This is a genomic window from Kitasatospora sp. NBC_01250 (assembly GCF_036226465.1).
Taxonomy (GTDB): Bacteria; Actinomycetota; Actinomycetes; order Streptomycetales; family Streptomycetaceae; genus Kitasatospora.
Genome location: NZ_CP108476.1, coordinates 6,134,286 through 6,154,459 on the forward strand (window position 1 = coordinate 6,134,286; position 20,174 = coordinate 6,154,459).

The 20,174-nt window shown below is 71.8% G+C and carries 16 protein-coding genes; all 16 read left to right on the forward strand.

Going from position 1 to position 20,174, the window contains the following annotated elements; translation table 11 throughout:
* Positions 1-195: 195 nt before the first annotated feature.
* The 16 genes from OG500_RS25870 to proB all read left to right on the forward strand — a co-directional run bounded on the left by OG500_RS25870 (position 196) and on the right by proB (position 20,165).
* Positions 196-702, forward strand: coding sequence for a hypothetical protein (locus tag OG500_RS25870; RefSeq protein ID WP_327069208.1), 507 nt, complete (start codon positions 196-198; stop codon positions 700-702).
* Between the two features lie 110 nt (positions 703-812).
* Positions 813-2,213: a bifunctional tetrahydrofolate synthase/dihydrofolate synthase gene (gene folC / locus OG500_RS25875; RefSeq protein ID WP_442789228.1), complete on the forward strand. Its 1,401-nt coding sequence runs from the start codon at positions 813-815 to the stop codon at positions 2,211-2,213.
* A gap of 2 nt (positions 2,214-2,215) precedes the next feature.
* Positions 2,216-2,566, forward strand: coding sequence for a DUF4233 domain-containing protein (locus OG500_RS25880; RefSeq protein WP_327069209.1), 351 nt, complete (start codon positions 2,216-2,218; stop codon positions 2,564-2,566).
* Between the two features lie 119 nt (positions 2,567-2,685).
* On the forward strand, positions 2,686-3,099 hold the full coding sequence (ndk, locus tag OG500_RS25885; RefSeq protein WP_327069210.1) for a nucleoside-diphosphate kinase: 414 nt from the start codon (positions 2,686-2,688) through the stop codon (positions 3,097-3,099).
* A gap of 316 nt (positions 3,100-3,415) precedes the next feature.
* Positions 3,416-4,441, forward strand: a complete 1,026-nt coding sequence (locus OG500_RS25890; RefSeq protein WP_281404108.1) for a rod shape-determining protein — start codon at positions 3,416-3,418, stop codon at positions 4,439-4,441.
* Between the two features lie 46 nt (positions 4,442-4,487).
* A complete protein-coding gene (mreC, locus tag OG500_RS25895) occupies positions 4,488-5,453 on the forward strand; it encodes a rod shape-determining protein MreC (RefSeq protein WP_327069211.1) in 966 nt (321 codons plus the stop codon).
* A 3-nt stretch (positions 5,454-5,456) separates the two neighbouring features.
* A complete protein-coding gene (mreD, locus tag OG500_RS25900; protein WP_327069212.1) occupies positions 5,457-6,074 on the forward strand; it encodes a rod shape-determining protein MreD in 618 nt (205 codons plus the stop codon).
* 49 nt (positions 6,075-6,123) lie between these two features.
* Positions 6,124-8,331 (forward strand): penicillin-binding protein 2, encoded by a 2,208-nt coding sequence (gene mrdA / locus OG500_RS25905; protein ID WP_329583732.1) that lies wholly within the window; start codon positions 6,124-6,126, stop codon positions 8,329-8,331.
* Positions 8,328-9,530: a rod shape-determining protein RodA gene (gene rodA / locus OG500_RS25910; RefSeq protein ID WP_327069214.1), complete on the forward strand. Its 1,203-nt coding sequence runs from the start codon at positions 8,328-8,330 to the stop codon at positions 9,528-9,530. The genes mrdA and rodA overlap by 4 nt, the downstream gene beginning before the upstream one ends.
* Positions 9,531-9,637: 107 nt before the next feature.
* The gene (locus OG500_RS25915; RefSeq protein WP_329583735.1) at positions 9,638-11,563 is read left to right on the forward strand and encodes a TIGR03960 family B12-binding radical SAM protein; all 1,926 of its coding nucleotides are present in this window, start codon (positions 9,638-9,640) and stop codon (positions 11,561-11,563) included.
* A gap of 198 nt (positions 11,564-11,761) precedes the next feature.
* Entirely contained in the window at positions 11,762-12,565 is an 804-nt protein-coding gene (locus tag OG500_RS25920; protein WP_327069216.1) for a TIGR03936 family radical SAM-associated protein, read from the forward strand.
* A gap of 423 nt (positions 12,566-12,988) precedes the next feature.
* Positions 12,989-16,513: an Rne/Rng family ribonuclease gene (locus OG500_RS25925; protein WP_329583738.1), complete on the forward strand. Its 3,525-nt coding sequence runs from the start codon at positions 12,989-12,991 to the stop codon at positions 16,511-16,513.
* Between the two features lie 229 nt (positions 16,514-16,742).
* Positions 16,743-17,057 (forward strand): 50S ribosomal protein L21, encoded by a 315-nt coding sequence (gene rplU / locus OG500_RS25930; protein ID WP_327069218.1) that lies wholly within the window; start codon positions 16,743-16,745, stop codon positions 17,055-17,057.
* Positions 17,058-17,073: 16 nt separating this feature from the next.
* The gene (gene rpmA, locus OG500_RS25935; protein ID WP_030309712.1) at positions 17,074-17,331 is read left to right on the forward strand and encodes a 50S ribosomal protein L27; all 258 of its coding nucleotides are present in this window, start codon (positions 17,074-17,076) and stop codon (positions 17,329-17,331) included.
* Positions 17,332-17,429: 98 nt separating this feature from the next.
* Positions 17,430-18,911 (forward strand): GTPase ObgE, encoded by a 1,482-nt coding sequence (gene obgE / locus OG500_RS25940; RefSeq protein WP_329583743.1) that lies wholly within the window; start codon positions 17,430-17,432, stop codon positions 18,909-18,911.
* Between the two features lie 129 nt (positions 18,912-19,040).
* Entirely contained in the window at positions 19,041-20,165 is a 1,125-nt protein-coding gene (gene proB / locus OG500_RS25945; protein ID WP_329587752.1) for a glutamate 5-kinase, read from the forward strand.
* Positions 20,166-20,174: the final 9 nt, after the last annotated feature.

Genomic DNA, 20,174 nt, shown 5'->3' on the forward strand with positions numbered 1-20,174 from the left:
CACCCCCAACCGGGGTGCGGCCAGTGGCGTTTCGGTTTGTAATCGGGCGAGGAATTTCTGATTGCTTTAATCCCGTGACCGGCTTTTTCCGTTCTTCTGCCACTTCTTGCGGCCAGGTCCGGTGACCTGCGAAGGCGTCCCGTATACGGTGTGCTGAAGTTCCGAGTACGGGCACTCGTGAAGGGAAGGCAGGGCATGGTGACAGCGCACAAGTTGGCCGGCGAACTTCCTGCGCAGCGGGTCGAGGAGGCAAAGGGACGGGCCGCGACATTGCTGCTCGCGTTCCGGCACGGCAACCAGGTCGCCTTCGACACGGCCCTGGACCGGTTGCTGGACGACCAGGCCGAACGCGAGGTGGTCACCCTGCTCGCCTGGGTCGCGGCCGAGGCGGTGCGCAAGGCCTACGCCCCCGAGGTCGGCGACCGGGTGCTGCGCTCGCTGGCCCGCCGGGCGCCGCAGGGCGAGATCGGGGTGCTGGTGGACGAGGAGTCGGCGGACGCGGCGCGGCTGATCGAGGCGGTGCGCGGCGGGCAGGTGGCCGCGGTGCGGGCGCTGGTGGCCGCCACCCCGGACACCACCTTCCTGCTCGGCGGCCTGCTCCAGGCGGTCGCCATGATGCTGCCGCTGCTCCCCGAGGACGAGGTCGACGAAGTGCTCGCCGAGCTGCGGCTGCGGCAGAGCCCGGTACCGGCCGCGGTCTGACCCGTCCGCGCAGCTGAGCGCGCCGCCGGCCCGAGGACGCGCCACCAGCGCCGCGGCGCACCGGCGGCCCCGCGGCGGGCGGGCGGGCCTCGCGCTCGTACACTGGGCGGGTGACCAGCTCCGCCGGGCCGAACCCGTACACCAGCCGTCCCAGCAACGCGGAGGCCGGCGACCAGCCGACCGGCCTGCAGGAGGTCGAGGCCGAACTCTCCCGGCGCTGGCCGGAGAACAAGCTCGAACCCTCGCTGGACCGGATCTCGGCCCTGATGGACATCCTCGGTGAGCCGCAGCGCGCCTACCCGTCCATCCACATCACCGGTACCAACGGCAAGACGTCCACGGCCCGGATGGTCGAGCAGCTGCTGAACGCCTTCGAGCTGCGCACCGGGCGCTACACCAGCCCGCACGTGGAGTCGGTGACGGAGCGGATCAGCCTGGACGGGCAGCCGATCAGCGTCGAGAAGTTCGTCGAGACGTACAACGACATCGAGCCCTACATCAGGATGGTGGACGAGCGGCAGCCCGTCGCGCTCTCCTTCTTCGAGGTGCTCACCGCCATGGCGTACGCGGCCTTCGCCGACGCGCCGGTGGACGTGGCCGTGGTCGAGGTCGGCATGGGCGGCACCTGGGACGCCACCAACGTGATCGACGCGGCCGTCTCCGTGCTCACCCCGGTCTCGCTGGACCACACCAAGTTCCTGGGGGACACCACCGGTCAGATCGCCACCGAGAAGGCCGGGATCATCAAGCCCGACTCCCTCGCGGTGGTCGCCCAGCAGCCGCTGGACGCCGCCGAGGCGATCCTGGCCCGCTCGGTCGAGGTCGGCGCCACGGTGGCCCGCGAGGGCATGGAGTTCGGGGTGCTGAGCCGCGAGGTCGCGGTCGGCGGCCAGCTGATCACCCTGCGCGGCCTCGGCGGGGGCGAGTACAGCGACATCTTCATCCCGCTGCACGGCGAGCACCAGGCGCACAACGCGGCCCTCGCACTGGCCGCGGTGGAGGCGTTCTTCGGCATCGGCGCGGCCCGCGAGGGCCAGCTGGACGCCGACAAGGTGCGCCACGCCTTCTCCGGTGTCAGCTCGCCCGGGCGCCTGGAGGTCGTCCGGCGCAGCCCCACCATCCTGCTGGACGCCGCGCACAACCCGGCCGGCGCGCGGGTCACCGCTGCCGCGGTCGGCGAGGCCTTCGCCTTCAACCGGCTCGTCGGGGTGATCGCCACCAGCGGCGACAAGGACGTCACCGGCCTGCTGGAGGCCTTCGAGCCGATCCTGGCCGAGGTGGTCATCACCCAGAACACCACCCACCGGGCGATGCCGGTGGACGACCTCGCGGCCCAGGCCGTGGAGATCTTCGGCGAGGACCGGGTGCAGGTGGAGCCCCGGCTGGACGACGCGATCGACGCCGCCGTGGCGCTGGCCGAGGCGGAGGGCGATCTCACCGGCTCCGGCGTGCTGATCACCGGCTCGGTGATCACCGTGGGCGAGGCCCGCCTGCTGCTCGGGAGGAAGTGACGATGCGTACGCTCTGTGCGTCCACGCTCATCGGCGAGGTCTTCGTGGTGCTCTTCGCGGCCTGCGTCGCGATGAAGATGACGGACGTCTCGACCGCCGTGATCTGGGGTGTCAGCGGGGCGGTGATGCTCTGCTGCGTGCTGCTGTGCGGCATGATCACCCGCCGCGGCGCGGTGGCCGTCGGCTGGGCGCTCCAACTGGGCCTGATCGCGGCCGGGCTGCTGCTGCCGACGATGTACGCGCTGGGCGTGATCTTCGCGGGCCTGTGGTGGTGCTCGGTGCACTACGGCCGCAAGATCGATGTCATCAAGGCGGAGCGCGAGGGCCGCACGACCGTCGGCGCCACCGCCTAGAACGGTCGGCGGCCGCCGGTTGCCCCCGCGCGGTGGCGGTCACCGACCCGCTGTTCACGCAAGGTAACCTCTGGGCAGTGGCATACACCATTCAGCCCCGAAACCTCTGGAGCCGCACCGTGACCCAGCGCACTCTCGTCCTGCTCAAGCCCGACGCCGTCCGCCGTGGTCTGACCGGCGAGATCATCAGCCGGATCGAGCGCAAGGCGGGCTGGCGACTGGCCGCCGTCGAGCTGCGCACCTTCGACCGGGCGACGCTGGAGACGCACTACGCCGAGCACGTCGGCCGTCCGTTCTACGAGCCGCTGCTCGAGTTCATGACCTCCGGCCCCTCGCTCGCCCTGATCGTCGAGGGCGAGAACGTGGTCCCGGGCGTGCGCGCGCTGGCCGGCGCCACCGACCCGCTGGCCGCGGGCCCCGGCACCATCCGCGGTGACTTCGCCACGATCACCCGGGAGAACCTGATCCATGCCTCGGACTCGGAGGCTTCGGCCGAGCGCGAGATCAAGATCTTCTTTCCCGCCCACGCCTGACCCGGCATCGGGGCGGCCCGCGGTCGGCCGAGCCGCTCAGGCTCAGCCAACCGTGGGAATCTGATCCTCAAATATGGAACTGAATAGTCCGACACGGCGTCCCAATCCGGGGAGAACCGATCCTGCGACGGAGAATGGACGCCATGCCCATCCCGCCGACCAGCTCGCCGGGCGTGGCTACGATGGAGGCACCCTACGGGCCCGAACGGCCCGGCGCGCGCGGTTCGCGCGCTGCTGTGCGGGCCTCGTGTGAGGCTCAACTCCCTGCCCATGACATCCAGTTCGGGAAGGCGTTCCACACTCCATGGCCAACAATCTGTCGTTCATCGGCCGTGACCTGGCGATCGACCTCGGCACTGCCAACACGCTGGTGTACGTCAGGGGCAAGGGGATCGTCCTGAACGAGCCGTCAGTCGTGGCGGTCAACACCAACACCGGCGGCATCCTGGCGGTCGGGTCCGAGGCGAAGAAGATGATCGGGCGCACGCCCGGCAACATCATCGCCATCCGCCCGCTCAAGGACGGCGTGATCGCCGACTTCGAGATCACCCAGCGGATGCTGCGGTACTTCATCCAGAAGATCCACCGCCGCCGCTACCTGGTCCGCCCGCGGGTCGTGGTCTGCGTGCCCAGCGGCATCACCGGCGTGGAGCGCCGCGCCGTGGTGGAGGCCAGTCACCTGGCCGGCGCCCGCCAGGTCCACATCATCGAGGAGCCGATGGCCGCCGCGATCGGCGCCGGTCTGCCGGTCCACGAGGCCACCGGCAACATGGTGGTGGACATCGGCGGCGGCACCACCGAGGTCGCGGTCATCTCGCTGGGCGGCATTGTCACCGCGCAGTCGATCCGGGTGGCCGGCGACGAGCTGGACAACGCGATCGTCCAGCACATCAAGAAGGAGTACTCGCTGCTCCTCGGCGAGCGCAGTGCCGAGCAGATCAAGATGAGCATCGGCTCGGCCTGGGGCTCGGAGAACGAGAAGGACGAGCACGCCGAGATCCGCGGCCGGGACCTGGTCAGCGGCCTGCCGAAGACCGTGGTGATCTCCGCCGCCGAGGTCCGCGAGGCCATCGACGAACCGGTCAACTCGATCATCGACGCCGTCAAGACCACCCTGGACCAGTGCCCGCCGGAGCTGGCGGGCGACGTGATGGACCGCGGCGTGGTGCTGACCGGCGGCGGTGCGCTGCTGCGCGGGCTGGACGAGCGGCTGCGCCGGGAGACCGGGATGCCGATCCACATCGCGGAGAACCCGCTGGACTCGGTGGCGCTCGGTTCGGGCCGCTGCGTCGAGGAGTTCGAGGCCCTGCAGCAGGTACTGGACGCGCAGCCGCGTCGTTAGACACCCTGTCAGACCCGACACATTCAGAAGGGGCAGCCTCGTCGCCGTGAGGGACACACGAGAGAGCCGACTGCTGCTCGTCCTGCTGGTGGCCGTAGCCTTCGCGCTGATCACCGTGGACATCAAGGGCGGTGAGAGCTCCCCGCTGAACGGCGCCCGCCGCACCGCCGCCGACCTGTTCGGTCCGGCGGAGCGCGGCGCCGCGGGGGCCGTCGATCCGATAGCCCGCACGGTGCGGGCGATCCGCGACTCGGGCACCGAGCAGCAGCGGCTGGACCAGATCGGCGCCGAGAACACCGAGCTGCGCCAGAAGCTGGCCTCCTCGGACACCGCCACCGGGCGGACCAAGCAGCTGGACGACATGCTGCGCACCGCCGGGTCCGGCGGATACACCATCAAGGCCGCGCAGGTGATCGCCATCGGCGCGGCCCAGGGCTTCTCCTGGACCATCACCATCGACGCGGGCAGCGACGACGGCCTGCAGCGGGACATGACCGTGATCAACGGTCAGGGCCTGGTCGGCCGGGTCACCACGGTCGCCCCGACCACTGCCACGGTGCTGCTCGCCACCGATCCCGGCTTCACCGCCGGCACCCGGATGGAGGGCAGCGGCGAGATCGGCTTCGCGGCCGGGCAGGGCCAGGGTCCGATGAAGGTCCAGCTGCTCAACGGCAAGGCGCAGGTCAAGCCGGGCGACCGGCTGGTCACCTTCGGCTCGCAGAACGGCCGTCCGTTCGTGCCGGGCGTGCCGGTGGGCACCGTCACCCAGGTGCAGGCCACGCCGGGCGAGCTGACCAAGACCGTGCTGGTCGACCCGTTCGTCTCGTTCACCCGGCTGGACCTGGTCGGGGTGGTCGTGGTGCCGCCGCGCACCGACCCCAGGGACTCGGTGCTGCCGCCGGCCCCGCCGAGCCCCACCCCCGCGGCCCCCGCCCAGCCGCCGGCCGCGCCCGCGGCGCAGCCCTCCGGCGCCCCGCAGCAGCCGTCCGACTCGCCGACCGGGGGGAACTGACCGATGGTCATCAAGCGCGCCCTGCTCTCCGCCGTCCTGGTCCTGCTCGCCCTGCTGCTGCAGGTCAGCGTGCTGGGACGGCTGCAGCTGCCCGGGGCCACCCCGGACCTGCTGCTGCTCGTGGTGGTCGGTCTCGGCCTGGTCTTCGGCCCCTCCGGCGGCTGCCTGACCGGCTTCGCCGCCGGGCTGCTGGCCGACCTGGCGCCGCCCTCCGACCACGCGATCGGCCGCTACGCGCTGGTGCTCTGCCTGATCGGCTACGCGGCCGGGCTGCTGCGCGCCGAGCCGGGCCGGCCTCGCTCGGTGCTGGTGCCGCTGCTGGTGGTGGCCGGTGCCGCGATCGTCTCCACGCTGCTGTACGCGGCGGTCGGCGCGCTGGTCGGCGACACCGCCGCCCGGCACGTCGGGCTGCCTTCGCTGATGGGCACCGCGCTCCTGTACGACCTGCTGCTGGCCCCCTTCGTGGTGCCCGCGGTGATGCTGCTGGCCCGCTGGGCGGACCCGTCGGGGCCGGGCGGCGAGGTGACCGGGCCGGGCCTGGGCACCATCGCGCGCTACCGCACCACCCGGGAGGCCTCGGGACTGCCGAGCAGCAGCCGCAAGATCCGGGCCAAGTCCTGATAGCCGGCCGGCCCCCTACCGACCACCTCTCAAGCGGGGAGTCCTCGAGGTGAGCAACATCCCGGAGACCGGTCGCACCCGCCGGGTGACGATCCGTCTGGTCGTCCTGCAGATCCTGGTCCTCTCGCTGCTCGCCACCCTCGGCGGGCGGCTGTGGTTCCTGCAGATCCGCAACGGCAGCCAGTACACCGCCCAGGCCTCCAACAACCACATCCGCGAGGTGGTCTCACCGGCGATCCGCGGCGAGATCCTGGACGCCGACGGCCGGGTGCTGGCCGGCAACCAGACCAAGCTCGTGGTCTCGGTCAGCCGCACCTCGCTGCTGGAGCAGAAGGACCACGGCAAGGCGGCGCTGACCAAGCTGGCCCAGGTGCTCGGGATGAACCCCAAGGACGTCCAGGACAAGGTCAGGCTCTGCGACGCCAAGACCCCGCAGCCCTGCTGGAACGGCTCGCCCTACCAGCCGATCCCGGTGACCGACCAGGCCACCACCCAGCAGGCGATGCAGATAATGGAACGCCGCGAGGACTTCCCCGGCATCACCGCCCAGCCCACCGCCGTGCGCCAGTACCCGGGCCCGGACGGCGCCAACATGGCCCAGGTGCTCGGCTACCTGTCGCCGGTCACCGACGACGAGGTCACCAAGACCGCGAACCAGAGCGGCAAGAGCAAGTACCTGCCCAGCGACCAGATCGGCCGGGCCGGTCTGGAGTCGGTCTACGACAACGACCTGCGCGGTGCCACCGGCGTCGACCGCCTGGAGGTGGACAACCTCGGCCGGGTGATCGGCAGCGCCGGCACCACCCCCGCCCAGCCCGGCGACAATGTGGTGACCAGCCTGGACGCCCGGGTGCAGAAGGTGGTCGAGGACAACCTGGTGCAGGCGATGAAGGACGCCCGCAACACCTACGACACGGTGACCAACCAGAACTTCGTGGCCGACTCCGGCGCGGCCATAGTGATGGACGTGCACACCGGCCGGATCATCGCGATGGCCAGCGCCCCGACCTACGACCCCAACCTCTGGGTGGGCGGCATCTCCGCCAAGGACTACGCCGGTCTGACCGGCCAGGACAGCAACTACCCGCTGCTCAACCGGGCCATCCAGGGCCAGTCGGCGCCCGGCTCGACCTTCAAGGTGGTCTCCACCAGCGCCGCCGTCCAGGCCGGCTACTCGCTGGACGGCCACTACCCGTGCCCGTCGAGCCTGACCATCGGCGGCCGGGAGTTCAAGAACTTCGAGGGCGAGTCGGCCGGTGACATCTCGCTGGAGAAGGCACTGGAGATCTCCTGCGACACCGTCTTCTACGGCCTGTCCTACGACCAGTGGATGAAGGACGGCGGCACCAAGCCCAAGGCCGACCCCGCCGACTGGTTCTACAAGACGGCCCACCAGTTCGGCCTCGGCGCCAAGACCGGCATCGACCTGCCGGCCGAGGTCCCGGGCCGGGTGCCGGACCGGCAGTGGAAGACCGACTTCTTCAACGCCAACAAGGACGCCTGGTGCAAGCAGGCGGCCGGCGGCGGCACCGACTACGCCACCCAGATCGCCCGCGAGAACTGCGTGGACGGCAACGTGCTGCGCGCCGGTGACTCGGTCAACTACGCGATCGGCCAGGGCGACACGCTGGTCACCCCGATCCAGATGGCCACCATCTACTCGGCGATCGCCAACGGCGGCACGCTCTACCGGCCCACCGTGGCCAAGGCCGTCGTCACCCCCAGCGGCCAGCTGGTGCGCAACATCGACCCGCACGTGGACGGCAAGCTGCCGGACGACGACAAGACCCTGCAGTACATCGACCAGGCCACCGCCGGTGTCATCACCGAGGGCACCGCGGCCTGGAAGTTCACCGGCGCGGGCTGGCCGCAGGACAAGATCCAGCTGCACGCCAAGACCGGTACCGCCGAGGTCTACGGCAAGCAGACCACCTCCTGGCTGACCACCTACAGCAAGGACTACGCGGTGGTCATGACGATCAGCCAGGGCGGCACCGGCTCGGGCGGCTCGGGTGACGCGGTCCGCCGGATCTACCAGGCGCTGTACGGCGTGGACGACAAGGGCAACGTCGACCCGGGCAAGGCGCTGCTGCCCACCCCGCAGACCGACCTGCCCAAGTTCAACCCGGACGGCACCGCGATCCTCAAGTCGGTGGCCTACGCCGACATCCCGCCGGTGCCGGCCCGGTCGGCCGTCTACACCGACCTGTACGCGCTGGAGCCCGCGCAGCGCGGCGTCGGAAGGAGCCGGGCATGACCTCCTCCTACAGCTCCTACCGCCAGCTGCGGTTCTCGCCGCAGCGCGGCCCGCTGGCCCGGGCGCTGGCCAAGGACGCCCCGCTGCGCCGGCTGGACTGGGTGATAATCCTGGCCGCGCTCGCGCTGTCACTGGGCAGCTCGATGCTGGTGTGGTCGGCGACCCGGGGGCGCGACTCGCTGACCCACGGCGATCCGCAGTACTTCCTCTACCGGCACCTGACCAACCTGGTGATCGGCGTGGTGCTCTGTGCCGGCGCCATCGCGATAGGGCACCACCGGATCCGCGCCGCGGTGCCGGTCCTCTACGCGCTCTCCATCCTGATGCTGCTGGCCACGCTCAGCCCGCTGGGCTCGACGATCAACGGCGCGCACTCCTGGATCCAGTTCGGCGGGGGCTTCTCTATCCAGCCGGCCGAGTTCGCCAAGCTGGCCATCGTGCTCGGGATGGCGCTGGTGCTCTCCTCCCGGGTGGACACCGGGGAGCGGGCGATACCGCCGGGGCGCACCGTGCTCCAGGCGCTGGCGCTGGGCGGGCTGCCGATCTGCATCGTGCTGCTGATGCCCGACCTCGGCTCGGTCATGGTGATGGTGGTGACCATCCTGGGCATCCTGCTGGCCTCCGGGGTGGCCAACCGGTGGATCTTCGGTCTGCTGGCCACCGGCGGGCTAGGCGCCGCGGCCGTCTGGAAGCTGCACGTGCTGAGCAAGTACCAGATCGACCGCTTCGCCGCCTTCGCCAACCCGGCGCTGGACCCCTCGGGTGTGGGCTACAACACCGCGCAGGCCCGGATCGCGATCGGCTCCGGCGGCCTGACCGGCAAGGGCCTGTTCCACGGCACCCAGACGATAGGGCAGTTCGTCCCCGAGCAGCAGACCGACTTCGTCTTCACGGTCGCGGGGGAGGAGCTGGGCTTCGTCGGGGGCCTGGCGATCATCCTGCTGGTCGGGGTGATCCTGTGGCGCGCCTGCCGGATCGCCCGCCAGGCCACCGACCTGTTCGGCACCGTGGTGGCGGGCGGCGTGATCGCCTGGTTCGCCTTCCAGTCCTTCGAGAACATCGGCATGACGCTGGGCATCATGCCGGTGGCCGGCATCCCGCTGCCCTTCGTCAGCTACGGCGGTTCCTCGATGTTCGCGGGCTGGATCGCCATCGGGCTGCTCCAGGCGGTCCGCACCCAGCGGCCGATAGCGATGTGAGGCGCGGCCCGGGCGGTGGTGACCACCACCCGGGCCAGCAGGTTCTGCCCTCCGGTCACGCTACCCTTGAGGGTCACCCCCTCCGTCAAGCCAAAGGGTTTCGCCGCATGCCAGTCGAATCGGTCTTCCCACGCCTGGAGGCCCTCCTCCCGCACGTCCAGAAGCCGATCCAGTACGTCGGCGGCGAGCTCAACTCGACCGTCAAGGAGTGGGACTCCTGCGACGTCCGCTGGGCGCTGATGTACCCGGACGCGTACGAGGTCGGGCTGCCCAACCAGGGCGTCATGATCCTCTACGAGGTGCTGAACGAGCGCGAGGGCGTGCTGGCCGAGCGGACCTACAGCGTCTGGCCCGACCTGGAGGCCCTGATGCGCGAGCACCAGGTCCCGCAGTTCACGGTGGACGCGCACCGCCCGGTCAAGGCCTTCGACGTGTTCGGGCTCTCGTTCTCCACCGAGCTCGGCTACACGAACATGCTGGCCGCGCTGGACCTGGCCGGCATCCCGCTGGACGCGGCCGACCGCACCGACGAGGACCCGATCGTGCTGGCCGGCGGCCACGCCGCGTTCAACCCCGAGCCGATCGCGGACTTCATCGACTGCGCGGTGGTCGGCGACGGTGAGCAGGCCGTGCTCGACATCACCGAGATCATCCGGGCCTGGAAGGCCGAGGGCCGCCCCGGCGGCCGCGAGGAGCTGCTGCTGCGCCTTGCCAGGACCGGCGGGGTCTACGTGCCGCGGTTCTACGACGTCGAGTACCTGCCGGACGGCCGGATCGCCCGCGTGGTCCCCAACGCCCCCGGCGTGCCGTGGCGGGTCTCCAAGCACACCGTGATGGACCTGGACGAGTGGCCCTACCCCAAGCAGCCGCTGGTCCCGCTCGCCGAGACGGTGCACGAGCGGATGTCCGTGGAGATCTTCCGCGGCTGCACCCGCGGCTGCCGCTTCTGCCAGGCCGGCATGATCACGCGCCCCGTGCGGGAGCGAAGCATCACCGGCATCGGCGAGATGGTGGAGCGCGGGCTGAAGGCGACCGGCTTCGAGGAGGTCGGCCTGCTCTCGCTCTCCTCGGCCGACCACACCGAGATCGGCGACATCGCCAAGGGCCTGGCCGACCGGTACACCGAGGACAAGATCGGCCTGTCGCTGCCCTCCACCCGGGTGGACGCCTTCAACATCGACCTGGCCAACGAGCTGACCCGCAACGGCCGGCGTTCCGGCCTCACCTTCGCCCCCGAGGGCGGCAGTGAGCGGATCCGCAAGGTGATCAACAAGATGGTGTCGGAGGAGGACCTGATCCGCACCGTCGCCGCGGCCTACGGCAACGGCTGGCGCCAGGTGAAGCTGTACTTCATGGTCGGCCTCCCGACGGAGACCGACGAGGACGTGCTGCAGATCGCCGAGATGGCGAAGAACGTCATCCAGAAGGGCCGCGAGGTCACCGGGCAGAACGACATCCGCTGCACGGTCTCCATCGGCGGTTTCGTCCCCAAGCCGCACACCCCCTTCCAGTGGGCCCCCCAGCTGTCCGCGGAGGACACCGACGCCCGGCTCGCCAAGCTGCGCGACGCGATCCGCCAGGACCGCAAGTACGGCAAGAACATCGGCTTCCGCTACCACGACGGCAAGCCCGGCATCGTCGAGGGCCTGCTCTCCCGCGGTGACCGCCGCACCGGCAGGATCATCCGCGCGGTCTACGAGGACGGCGGCCGGTTCGACGGCTGGCGCGAGCACTTCTCCTTCGACCGCTGGATGCAGGCCGCCGAGAAGGGCCTGGCCGGCACCGGCGTCGACGTCGCCTGGTACACCACCCGCGAGCGCGGCTACGAGGAGGTCCTGCCCTGGGACCACCTGGACAGCGGCCTCGACAAGGACTGGCTCTGGGAGGACTGGCAGGACGCGTTGGAGGAGGTCGAGGTCGACGACTGCCGCTGGACCCCGTGCTTCGACTGCGGTGTCTGTCCTCAGATGGACACGACCATCCAAATCGGTCCGACGGGCAAGAAGCTGCTGCCCCTGACGGTGCTGAAGTAGTCCCGATCGAGCGGTACCAGGGCCACCGGGCTGAGCTGCGACGCGAGGGGTGGGTACGGGCGCGTACCCTTGCTCCTTGACAGAGTCCATCCCGGTGGCCCAGCTGTATCGGGCCGCCGGCCCCGGACGCGACTTCTCCCGAAGGACTGAGCGACCCTGGCACGCCGCACGCCCGACGGTCCGCCTCCCGCGCCGACGGTGCAGCGCATTCGACTGCGCTACACCAAGCGGGGCCGTCTGCGCTTCACCAGCCACCGCGACTTCCAGCGCGCCTTCGAGCGGGCCCTGCGCCGATCCGCCGTTCCGATGGCGTACTCGGCCGGGTTCACCCCGCATCCCAAGGTGTCCTACGCCAATGCCGCCCCGACCGGGGTGGCCAGTGAGGCGGAGTATCTGGAGATCGGCCTGGCCGACTTCCGGGACCCGCAGGCGCTGCGCGCCCAGCTGGACGAGTCGCTGCCGACCGGGCTGGACATCGTGGACGCCGTCGAGGTGCGCACCCCGAACTTCGTGGAGCGGCTGGAGGCCTCCCTCTGGGAGCTGCGGTTGCCGCAGGTGACCGAGGAGGACGCGGGCCGGGCGGTGGAGCTGTTCCTGGCGGCCGAGCGGGTCGAGGTGCAACGCCAGACGAAGAATGGGCTAAGGGTCTTCGACGCGCGCGAGGCCGTCGCCCGGCTGGAACTGGTTCCGGCGCAGGTCGGCGTTGGTCCGCTCGGGGAATCCACGGCCACCTCCGATGTTCGTACCGGTCAGGCCTGTGCGATACTGCGCCTGGTAGTACGACACGCCACACCCGCCGTACGACCAGACGACGTTTTGTCCGGTCTCCGGGCGACGGCTGACCTGGCGCTGCCGGTCCCCGCAGAGGTGACCAGGCTGGCGCAGGGGCCGCTCGACGAGGAGATCGGCACGGTGACCGACCCGCTGGCGCTCGACCGCGCTGCGGCCCCGGCCGTCCTTACTGAGGCGGCCGTTGAGCCGCAGTCCGCAGCGTCCGCCTAGCGGGCGGAGGCGAGGACCGGATTAACCGCCCGGTGCTGCGCGCTCCAGGCCCCCGCGGCTCCCCAGGGGAGCGAGCGTCGTCGCGCACAGGCCACTTCTGTGGTGGCCCCTCGACCCGCCGGGTCGGCGGGCCCCAGGAGAACCACGCCGCCTTCGGGCCGGTGGGGCCCGCCCCGGGAGCCACCCTGGGTTGTGGGGCCGCGCAGCTTGGGAAAACCTGAGAACACTGGCCAGACCAGAAGACTTTTCGACACCCCGCACCGTGCGGGGCGCCGAGCGAGACTACGAGCCCCTGTGCGGCCTCGCGTTCGCACGGCGGCACCGTGGAGAGTCGGCCTGGGCGCCGAAGCGCCCCGGGCCGGCCACCGGTGCCCGGCCGTGCCTGGATGCGGAGCCCGGGGGCCTGACGGGAGATCCACCCGCATGCCTGAGAACAACGAATCACAGCGAGACGAAGCAGCACAGAACAGCGGCGAGCCGAGCGGCGACGCCGCGCCGCCGCGCCGCCGGCGCCGCGCCGTGTCGCGCCCGGCCGGCACCCCGCAGGGAGCGGCCTCCGAGAGTGCCGAGACGGTCATCCCGGTCGAGGCCGTGACCGCGTCCGCCCCCGCCGCCGAGCCCGTGCAGGCCGAGGCGCCGGTGCGGGCGCGCCGGACCCGTAAGCGCGTCGAGGCGCCGGTGGCCAGCCCGGCCGCCGCCGAGGAGGCTCCGGCCGCTGAGGCGCCGGTGGCCGAGGAGCCGGTGGCGGAGAAGCCGGTGCGGGCGCGTCGCACCCGTAAGCGGGCCGAGGCGCCGGTGGCCAGCCCCGCTGCCGCCGAGGAGACCCCCGCCGAGGAGGCCCCGGCCGCTGAGGCGCCGGTCGTCGAGGAGCCGCTGGCGGAGAAGCCGGTGCGGGCGCGCCGGACCCGTAAGCGCGTCGAGGCGCCGGTCGCGACCCCCGCTGCCGCCGAGGAAGCCCCGGTCGAGGAGGAGCCCGCGGCCGAGGAGGAGCCGGCCGCCGAGGAGCAGCCCGCCGCCCCGGCCCCCGAGGCCGAGCAGCACACCGAGGCCCCCCGGGCCCGCCGTCGCGCCGTGCGCCCGGCGACCGCGGTCTTCCAGGCTCCGGTCTTCCAGGAGCCCACCGCCTACGTGGCCCCCGCCACTGCGCAGCAGCCGGCCGCCGCGCAGGCCCCGGCGCCCGCCGAGCCGGTGGCCGCCGCCGCGCCCGCCGCGTCCACCGAAGACGACGAGTACGAGTACAGCGGCGTCGGCCGCCGCCGCCGCGGGGGCCGCCAGCCGGTCCGGATCGGCACCGGTGCCTCCGGCCGCTCGACCGCGCAGAGCCGCAGGGCCGCGGTCGCTGCGGTCACCGCCACCCCGCCGCGCCCGGCCGCCGTGGAGACCCCCGCGCAGGCTCCGGCCCCCGCGGCCGCTGACCTCGAGGCCACCGCCGCGCCCGCCCAGGGCCCCGAGCAGGAGAGCGACTGGGAGGAGGACGGCCGTCCGTCCTCCCGCCGCCGCCGTCGGGGTGGCCGTCGCCGCCGTCGCGGGGAGGCCGAGGAGTTCGAGACCGAGGGCCAGGAGAACGAGCAGTCCGCCGCGGCCGCCGTCGCCGAGCCCGCCGCGGCTGCCGGACCTGCCGCAGCTGCCGAGCTCGCCGAGGGCGCTGAGCAGGACGAGGACGACGAGGACGACCTGGCCGGTGGCCTGGCCTCCTCCCGCCGCCGTCGCCGCCGTCGCCGCCGCAGCGGGGACACCGGGGTCGAGGTCGCCGAGACCGCCGACGAGGACGGTGTCCGCACGGTCGTGAAGGTGCGCGAGCCGCGCCGTCGCTCCACCGAACCGTCCTTCGACCCGGACGAGGTGCAGTCCATCAAGGGCTCCACCCGCCTGGAGGCCAAGAAGCAGCGCCGCCGCGAGGGCCGCGAGCTGGGCCGCCGCCGGGTGCCGATCATCACCGAGGCCGAGTTCCTGGCCCGCCGTGAGTCGGTCGAGCGCGTGATGGTGGTCCGCCAGAACGGCGAGCGCACCCAGATCGGCGTCCTGGAGGACGGCGTCCTGGTCGAGCACTACGTCAACAAGGAGCAGGCCACCTCCTACGTCGGCAACGTCTACCTGGGCAAGGTCCAGAACGTGCTGCCGTCGATGGAGGCCGCTTTCGTCGACATCGGCAAGGGCCGCAACGCGGTGCTCTACGCCGGTGAGGTCAACTTCGGCCAGCTCGGCCACAGCGGTCCGCGCCGGATCGAGTCGGTGCTCAAGTCCGGCCAGTCCGTGCTGGTGCAGGTCTCCAAGGACCCGATCGGCCACAAGGGCGCCCGCCTGACCAGCCAGATCTCGCTGCCCGGCCGCTACCTGGTCTACGTGCCCGAGGGCTCGATGACCGGGATCAGCCGCAAGCTGCCGGAGAACGAGCGCGCCCGCCTGAAGCAGATCCTCAAGAAGATCGTGCCGGACGACGCGGGCGTCATCGTGCGCACCGCCGCCGAGGGCGCGAGCGAGGAGGAGCTCACCCGCGACGTGCAGCGTCTGCAGCAGCAGTGGGAGGAGATCCAGAAGAAGGCGGCCGGCGGCAACGCGCCGACCCTGCTCTACGGCGAGCCGGACATGACCGTCCGGGTGGTCCGCGACATCTTCAACGAGGACTTCAGCAAGGTCATCGTCTCCGGCAACGACGCGTGGAACACCATCCACGAGTACGTCGGCGGCGTGGCCCCCGACCTGGTGGACCGGCTGCAGAAGTGGACGTCCAACGTCGACGTCTTCGCCACCTACCGGATCGACGAGCAGCTGATGAAGGCGCTGGACCGCAAGGTCTGGCTGCCCAGCGGCGGTTCGCTGGTGATCGACCGGACCGAGGCGATGGTCGTGGTCGACGTCAACACCGGCAAGTTCGTCGGCCAGGGCGGCAACCTCGAGGAGACCGTCACCCGCAACAACATCGAGGCGGCCGAGGAGATCGTCCGCCAGCTGCGGCTGCGCGACCTCGGCGGCATCATCGTGATCGACTTCATCGACATGGTGCTGGAGTCCAACCGCGACCTGGTGCTGCGCCGCCTGCTGGAGTGCCTGGGCCGGGACCGGACCAAGCACCAGGTGGCCGAGGTCACCTCGCTGGGCCTGGTGCAGATGACCCGCAAGCGGGTCGGCCAGGGCCTGCTGGAGTCCTTCTCCGAGTCCTGCGTGCACTGCAACGGGCGCGGCGTGATCGTCCACATGGAGCAGCCGACCGCCCCCGCCGGTGGCGGCGGCCCGGTGGGCACCTCGGGAGAGAGCACGAGCAAGCGCCGTCGCCGTGGCAAGGGCGGGGCCGGGCCCGAGGAGCCGCAGCCGTTCCTGGTCGAGGACCAGGCGGCCGCCGAGCACGAGCACGAGGAGTTCGAGCTGGTCGCTCCGGAGGCCCCGGCTGCCGAGGCCGCGGTCGTCGAGGCCCCCGAGGCCGAGGCCGCCGAGCCGGTCGCCGAGGCTCCGGCCGCCGAGCAGCCCAGCCTGGTGGAGATCCCGGCCGCCGCCGCCCCGGCCGCCGGGCGCACCCGCCGCCGGGCGGTGCGCAAGGCGACCGCGTCGGCCGGTACGCCGGGCGAGGCCGAGATCGTGGTGCTGCAGTCGCGCGCCGAGGCCGTCGTGGAGGCCGCGCTGGCCGCCGCCGCCCCGGTGGTGGCCGAGCAGCTCACCGAGGCCGCCGAGGAGGCCGTCGAGGCCGAGCAGGCGCCCGTCGAGCAGGCCGCGTCCGACGAGGCCCCGGCCGAGGGTGCCGAGCCGGCCGCCGAGGAGGAGGCCGCGCCGAAGAAGCGCGCTCCCCGCAAGGCCGCCGCCAAGAAGACCACTACGGCCAAGAAGACCACCGCCGCCAAGAAGACGACGGCGACGGCGGCCAAGAAGACCACCGCCCGCAAGACCGCGACCAAGCGGACCAGCGCGGCGGCCAAGAAGGCAGCCGCTGCCGAGGGTGATTCGGCGGCGGAGTGACCCAGGACGCGGGGTGGCCATGGTCACCCCGCGTCCCGTACGGCCGGTTTGCCCAGCGGGCTCGCGGTCCGTATTCTTGACCTTCGGCGTGTCTACGCCACGCTCCCGAGCACATCACCTCCCGCCTCGTTCACGAATTCGTTCGCGAGAAGGGTGGGGGAGGCCGCTGTGTCCATACCCAGTGGCTGGCATCGAGAGTTCCGCACCGAGCAAGGAAAGCAGGTACCGCATGTACGCGATCGTTCGCGCCGGCGGCCGCCAGCACAAGGTCGCCGTGGGCGACGTGCTGGAGATCGACCGTGTTGACGTCAAGCCGGGTGACTCGGTGGAGCTCTCGACCATCCTGGTCGTCGACGGCGAGGCCGTCACCTCCGACCCGTGGGTGCTGGCCGGTGTGAAGGTTCACGCCGAGGTCGTCGACCACACCAAGGGCGACAAGATTGTCATCCTTCGGTACAAGAACAAGACCGGCTACCGTCGGCGCCAGGGTCACCGCCAGCGCCACACCGCCATCCGCATCACCAGCATCGACACCGCGAAGTAAGTAAGGGGATAGCGAGATGGCACACAAGAAGGGCGCAAGCTCTACCCGCAACGGTCGTGACTCGAACGCCCAGCGCCTCGGCGTGAAGCGCTTCGGCGGCCAGGTCGTCAGCGCCGGCGAGATCCTCGTCCGCCAGCGCGGCACCCACTTCCACCCGGGTGCGGGCGTCGGTCGCGGTGGCGACGACACCCTGTTCGCGCTGACCGCCGGTGCGGTTCAGTTCGGTACCCGTCGCGGCCGCAAGGTCGTCAACATCGTGGCCGTCGAGGCCTGATCCAGCTCTTCCGCTGGATCCTGTGCAGGGTGGATCGGGTCTCTCCGGTCCACCCTGCACGCTTTTCTCCACCCTGTCGCTAACTGGAGGCACACCCCATGACCACCTTCGTGGACCGCGTCGAACTGCACGTCGCCGCGGGTAACGGGGGCCACGGCTGCGCCTCCGTGCACCGGGAGAAGTTCAAGCCGCTCGGCGGACCGGACGGCGGAAACGGCGGGGAGGGCGGCAGCGTCACCCTCGTGGTCGACGCCAACGTGACCACCCTGCTCGAGTACCACCACTCGCCCAAGCGCAAGGCCCAGAACGGCAAGCCGGGCGCGGGCGGCCACCGGACCGGGGCCACCGGCGAGAGCATCGTGCTGCCGGTGCCGGACGGCACCGTGGTGCTCGACCGGCAGGGCAACGTGCTCGCCGACCTGGTCGGCCACGGCACCAGCTTCATCGCGGCCGCCGGCGGCCGCGGCGGCCTGGGCAACTCGGCGCTGGCCTCGGCCCGCCGCAAGGCTCCCGGTTTCGCCCTGCTCGGTGAGCCGGGCGAGGTCCGCGACATCGTGATGGAGCTCAAGTCCGTCGCCGACGTCGCCCTGGTCGGCTACCCGAGCGCGGGCAAGTCCTCGCTGATCTCGGTGCTCTCCGCCGCCAAGCCGAAGATCGCGGACTACCCGTTCACCACGCTGATCCCCAACCTCGGTGTGGTCACCGCCGGTGACAACGTCTACACCATCGCCGACGTGCCCGGGCTGATCCCCGGCGCCAGCCAGGGCAAGGGCCTGGGCCTGGAGTTCCTGCGCCACGTCGAGCGCTGCTCGGTGCTGGTGCACGTGCTGGACTGCGCGACCCTGGAGCCCGGCCGCGACCCGCTCACCGACCTGGAGACCATCGAGGCCGAGCTCGCGCAGTACGGCGGCCTGGAGGACCGGCCGCGGCTGGTGGCGCTGAACAAGGTCGACGTCCCGGACGGCCAGGACATCGCCGACCTGACCCGTGCCTCGCTGGAGGAGCGCGGCTACCGCGTCTTCGAGGTCTCCGCCGCCTCCCGCTCCGGGCTGCGCGAGCTGAGCTTCGCGCTGGCCGGGATCGTCGCCGAGGCGCGGGCCGCCAAGCCGGTCGAGGAGTCGACCCGGATCGTGCTGCGGCCCAAGGCCGTGGACGACGCGGGCTTCACCGTCACCGAGGAGGACGGCGCCTTCCGGGTGCGCGGCGTCAAGCCGGAGCGCTGGGTGCGCCAGACCGACTTCAGCAACGACGAGGCCGTCGGCTACCTGGCCGACCGGCTCGCCCGCCTCGGTGTCGAGGACCAGCTGTGGAAGGTCGGCGCCCACGAGGGTGACACCGTCATCATCGGTCCCGACGAGAACGCGGTCGTCTTCGACTGGGAGCCGACCATGGCCGCCGGCGCCGAGATGCTCGGCCGCCGCGGCGAGGACCACCGCTTCGAGACCCCGCGCCCGGCGGTCGACCGCCGCCGCGAGAAGGCCAAGGGCCGGGACGCCGCCGAGGACGAGTTCCTCGCCTTCGAGGCGCTCTCCTCCGGCCGCCCGTCGGCGATCGACGGCGGCGACGACGAGGACGAGTAGTCCCGACGGCTGGTCCACCGGGTGAAACCCGCTTCGGTCCGGTCCGGCCTTTCGCGTAGATTGCGCGGAGGACCGGACCGGCGCAGCGAGGATTGACACATGACCGAATCGACACCCCAGCCGGATCCGATGCTGCGTCAGGACGTCCTGTCGGCACGGCGGATCGTCGTCAAGGTCGGCTCCTCCTCGCTCACCACCGCGGCCGGCGGGCTGGACGCGGACCGGGTGGACGCGCTGGTCGACGCGCTGGCCAAGACGCTCACCGGACCCACGGCGCCCGAGGTGGTGCTGGTCTCCTCCGGAGCGATCGCGGCGGGCCTGGCGCCGCTGGGACTGGCCAAGCGGCCGGGGGACCTGGCCCGTCAGCAGGCCGCCGCCAGTGTCGGCCAGGGCCTGCTGGTGGCGCGCTACACCGCCTCCTTCGCCCGCTACGGCCTGCGGGTGGGCCAGGTGCTGCTCACCGCGGAGGACGCCAGCCGCCGCGCGCACTACCGCAACGCCTACCGCACCCTGGACCAGTTGCTGGCGATGGGCGCGGTCCCGGTGGTCAACGAGAACGACACGGTGGCCACCGCCGAGATCAAGTTCGGCGACAACGACCGGCTGGCCGCCCTGGTGGCCCACCTGGTCCGGGCCGACCTGCTGATCCTGCTCTCCGACGTGGACGGCCTCTACGACGGCGACCCCGGCAGGCCCGGCACCCGGCGGATCGCCGAGGTGCGCGGCCCGCAGGACCTCGCCGGTGTCGAGATCGGCAGCGCCGGCAAGGCCGGGGTCGGCACCGGCGGCATGGTGACCAAGGTCGAGGCGGCCCGGATCGCCACCGGCGCCGGGATCCCGGTGGTGCTCACCGCTGCCCGGCACGCCGCCGACGCGCTGGCCGGGCGCCCCACCGGCACGCTCTTCACCCGCACCGGTTCGCGCACCGCCGACCGGCTGCTCTGGCTGGCCCACGCCAGCAGCCCGCGCGGCGCCCTGCACCTGGACGAGGGCGCGGTGCGCGCGGTGGTGGAGGGCGGCAAGTCGCTGCTCCCGGCGGGCGTCACCAAGGTGGACGGCGAGTTCGCCGCGGGTGATCCGGTCGACCTTCTTGCCGAAAACGGCCACATCGTCGCCCGTGGCCTGGTCAACTTTGATGCGAGGGAGTTGCCGCGCCTGCTCGGCCGGTCGACCCGGGACCTGGCCCAGGAGCTCGGTGCCGCCTACGAGCGCGAGGTCGTCCACCGGGACGATCTGGTGGTGCTGCGCGGTTGACGGCCCGTC

Bases quoted from the DNA above. Each gene is read 5' to 3' on its own strand.
- OG500_RS25870 (WP_327069208.1), top strand. From the start codon at position 196: ATGGTGACAGCGCACAAGTTGGCCGGCGAACTTCCTGCGCAGCGGGTC.
- OG500_RS25880 (WP_327069209.1), top strand. From the start codon at position 2,216: ATGCGTACGCTCTGTGCGTCCACGCTCATCGGCGAGGTCTTCGTGGTG.
- mreD (WP_327069212.1), top strand. From the start codon at position 5,457: ATGGTCATCAAGCGCGCCCTGCTCTCCGCCGTCCTGGTCCTGCTCGCC.
- rodA (WP_327069214.1), top strand. From the start codon at position 8,328: ATGACCTCCTCCTACAGCTCCTACCGCCAGCTGCGGTTCTCGCCGCAG.
- OG500_RS25915 (WP_329583735.1), top strand. From the start codon at position 9,638: ATGCCAGTCGAATCGGTCTTCCCACGCCTGGAGGCCCTCCTCCCGCAC.
- OG500_RS25925 (WP_329583738.1), top strand. From the start codon at position 12,989: ATGCCTGAGAACAACGAATCACAGCGAGACGAAGCAGCACAGAACAGC.
- rplU (WP_327069218.1), top strand. From the start codon at position 16,743: ATGTACGCGATCGTTCGCGCCGGCGGCCGCCAGCACAAGGTCGCCGTG.
- rpmA (WP_030309712.1), top strand. From the start codon at position 17,074: ATGGCACACAAGAAGGGCGCAAGCTCTACCCGCAACGGTCGTGACTCG.
- obgE (WP_329583743.1), top strand. From the start codon at position 17,430: ATGACCACCTTCGTGGACCGCGTCGAACTGCACGTCGCCGCGGGTAAC.
- proB (WP_329587752.1), top strand. From the start codon at position 19,041: ATGCTGCGTCAGGACGTCCTGTCGGCACGGCGGATCGTCGTCAAGGTC.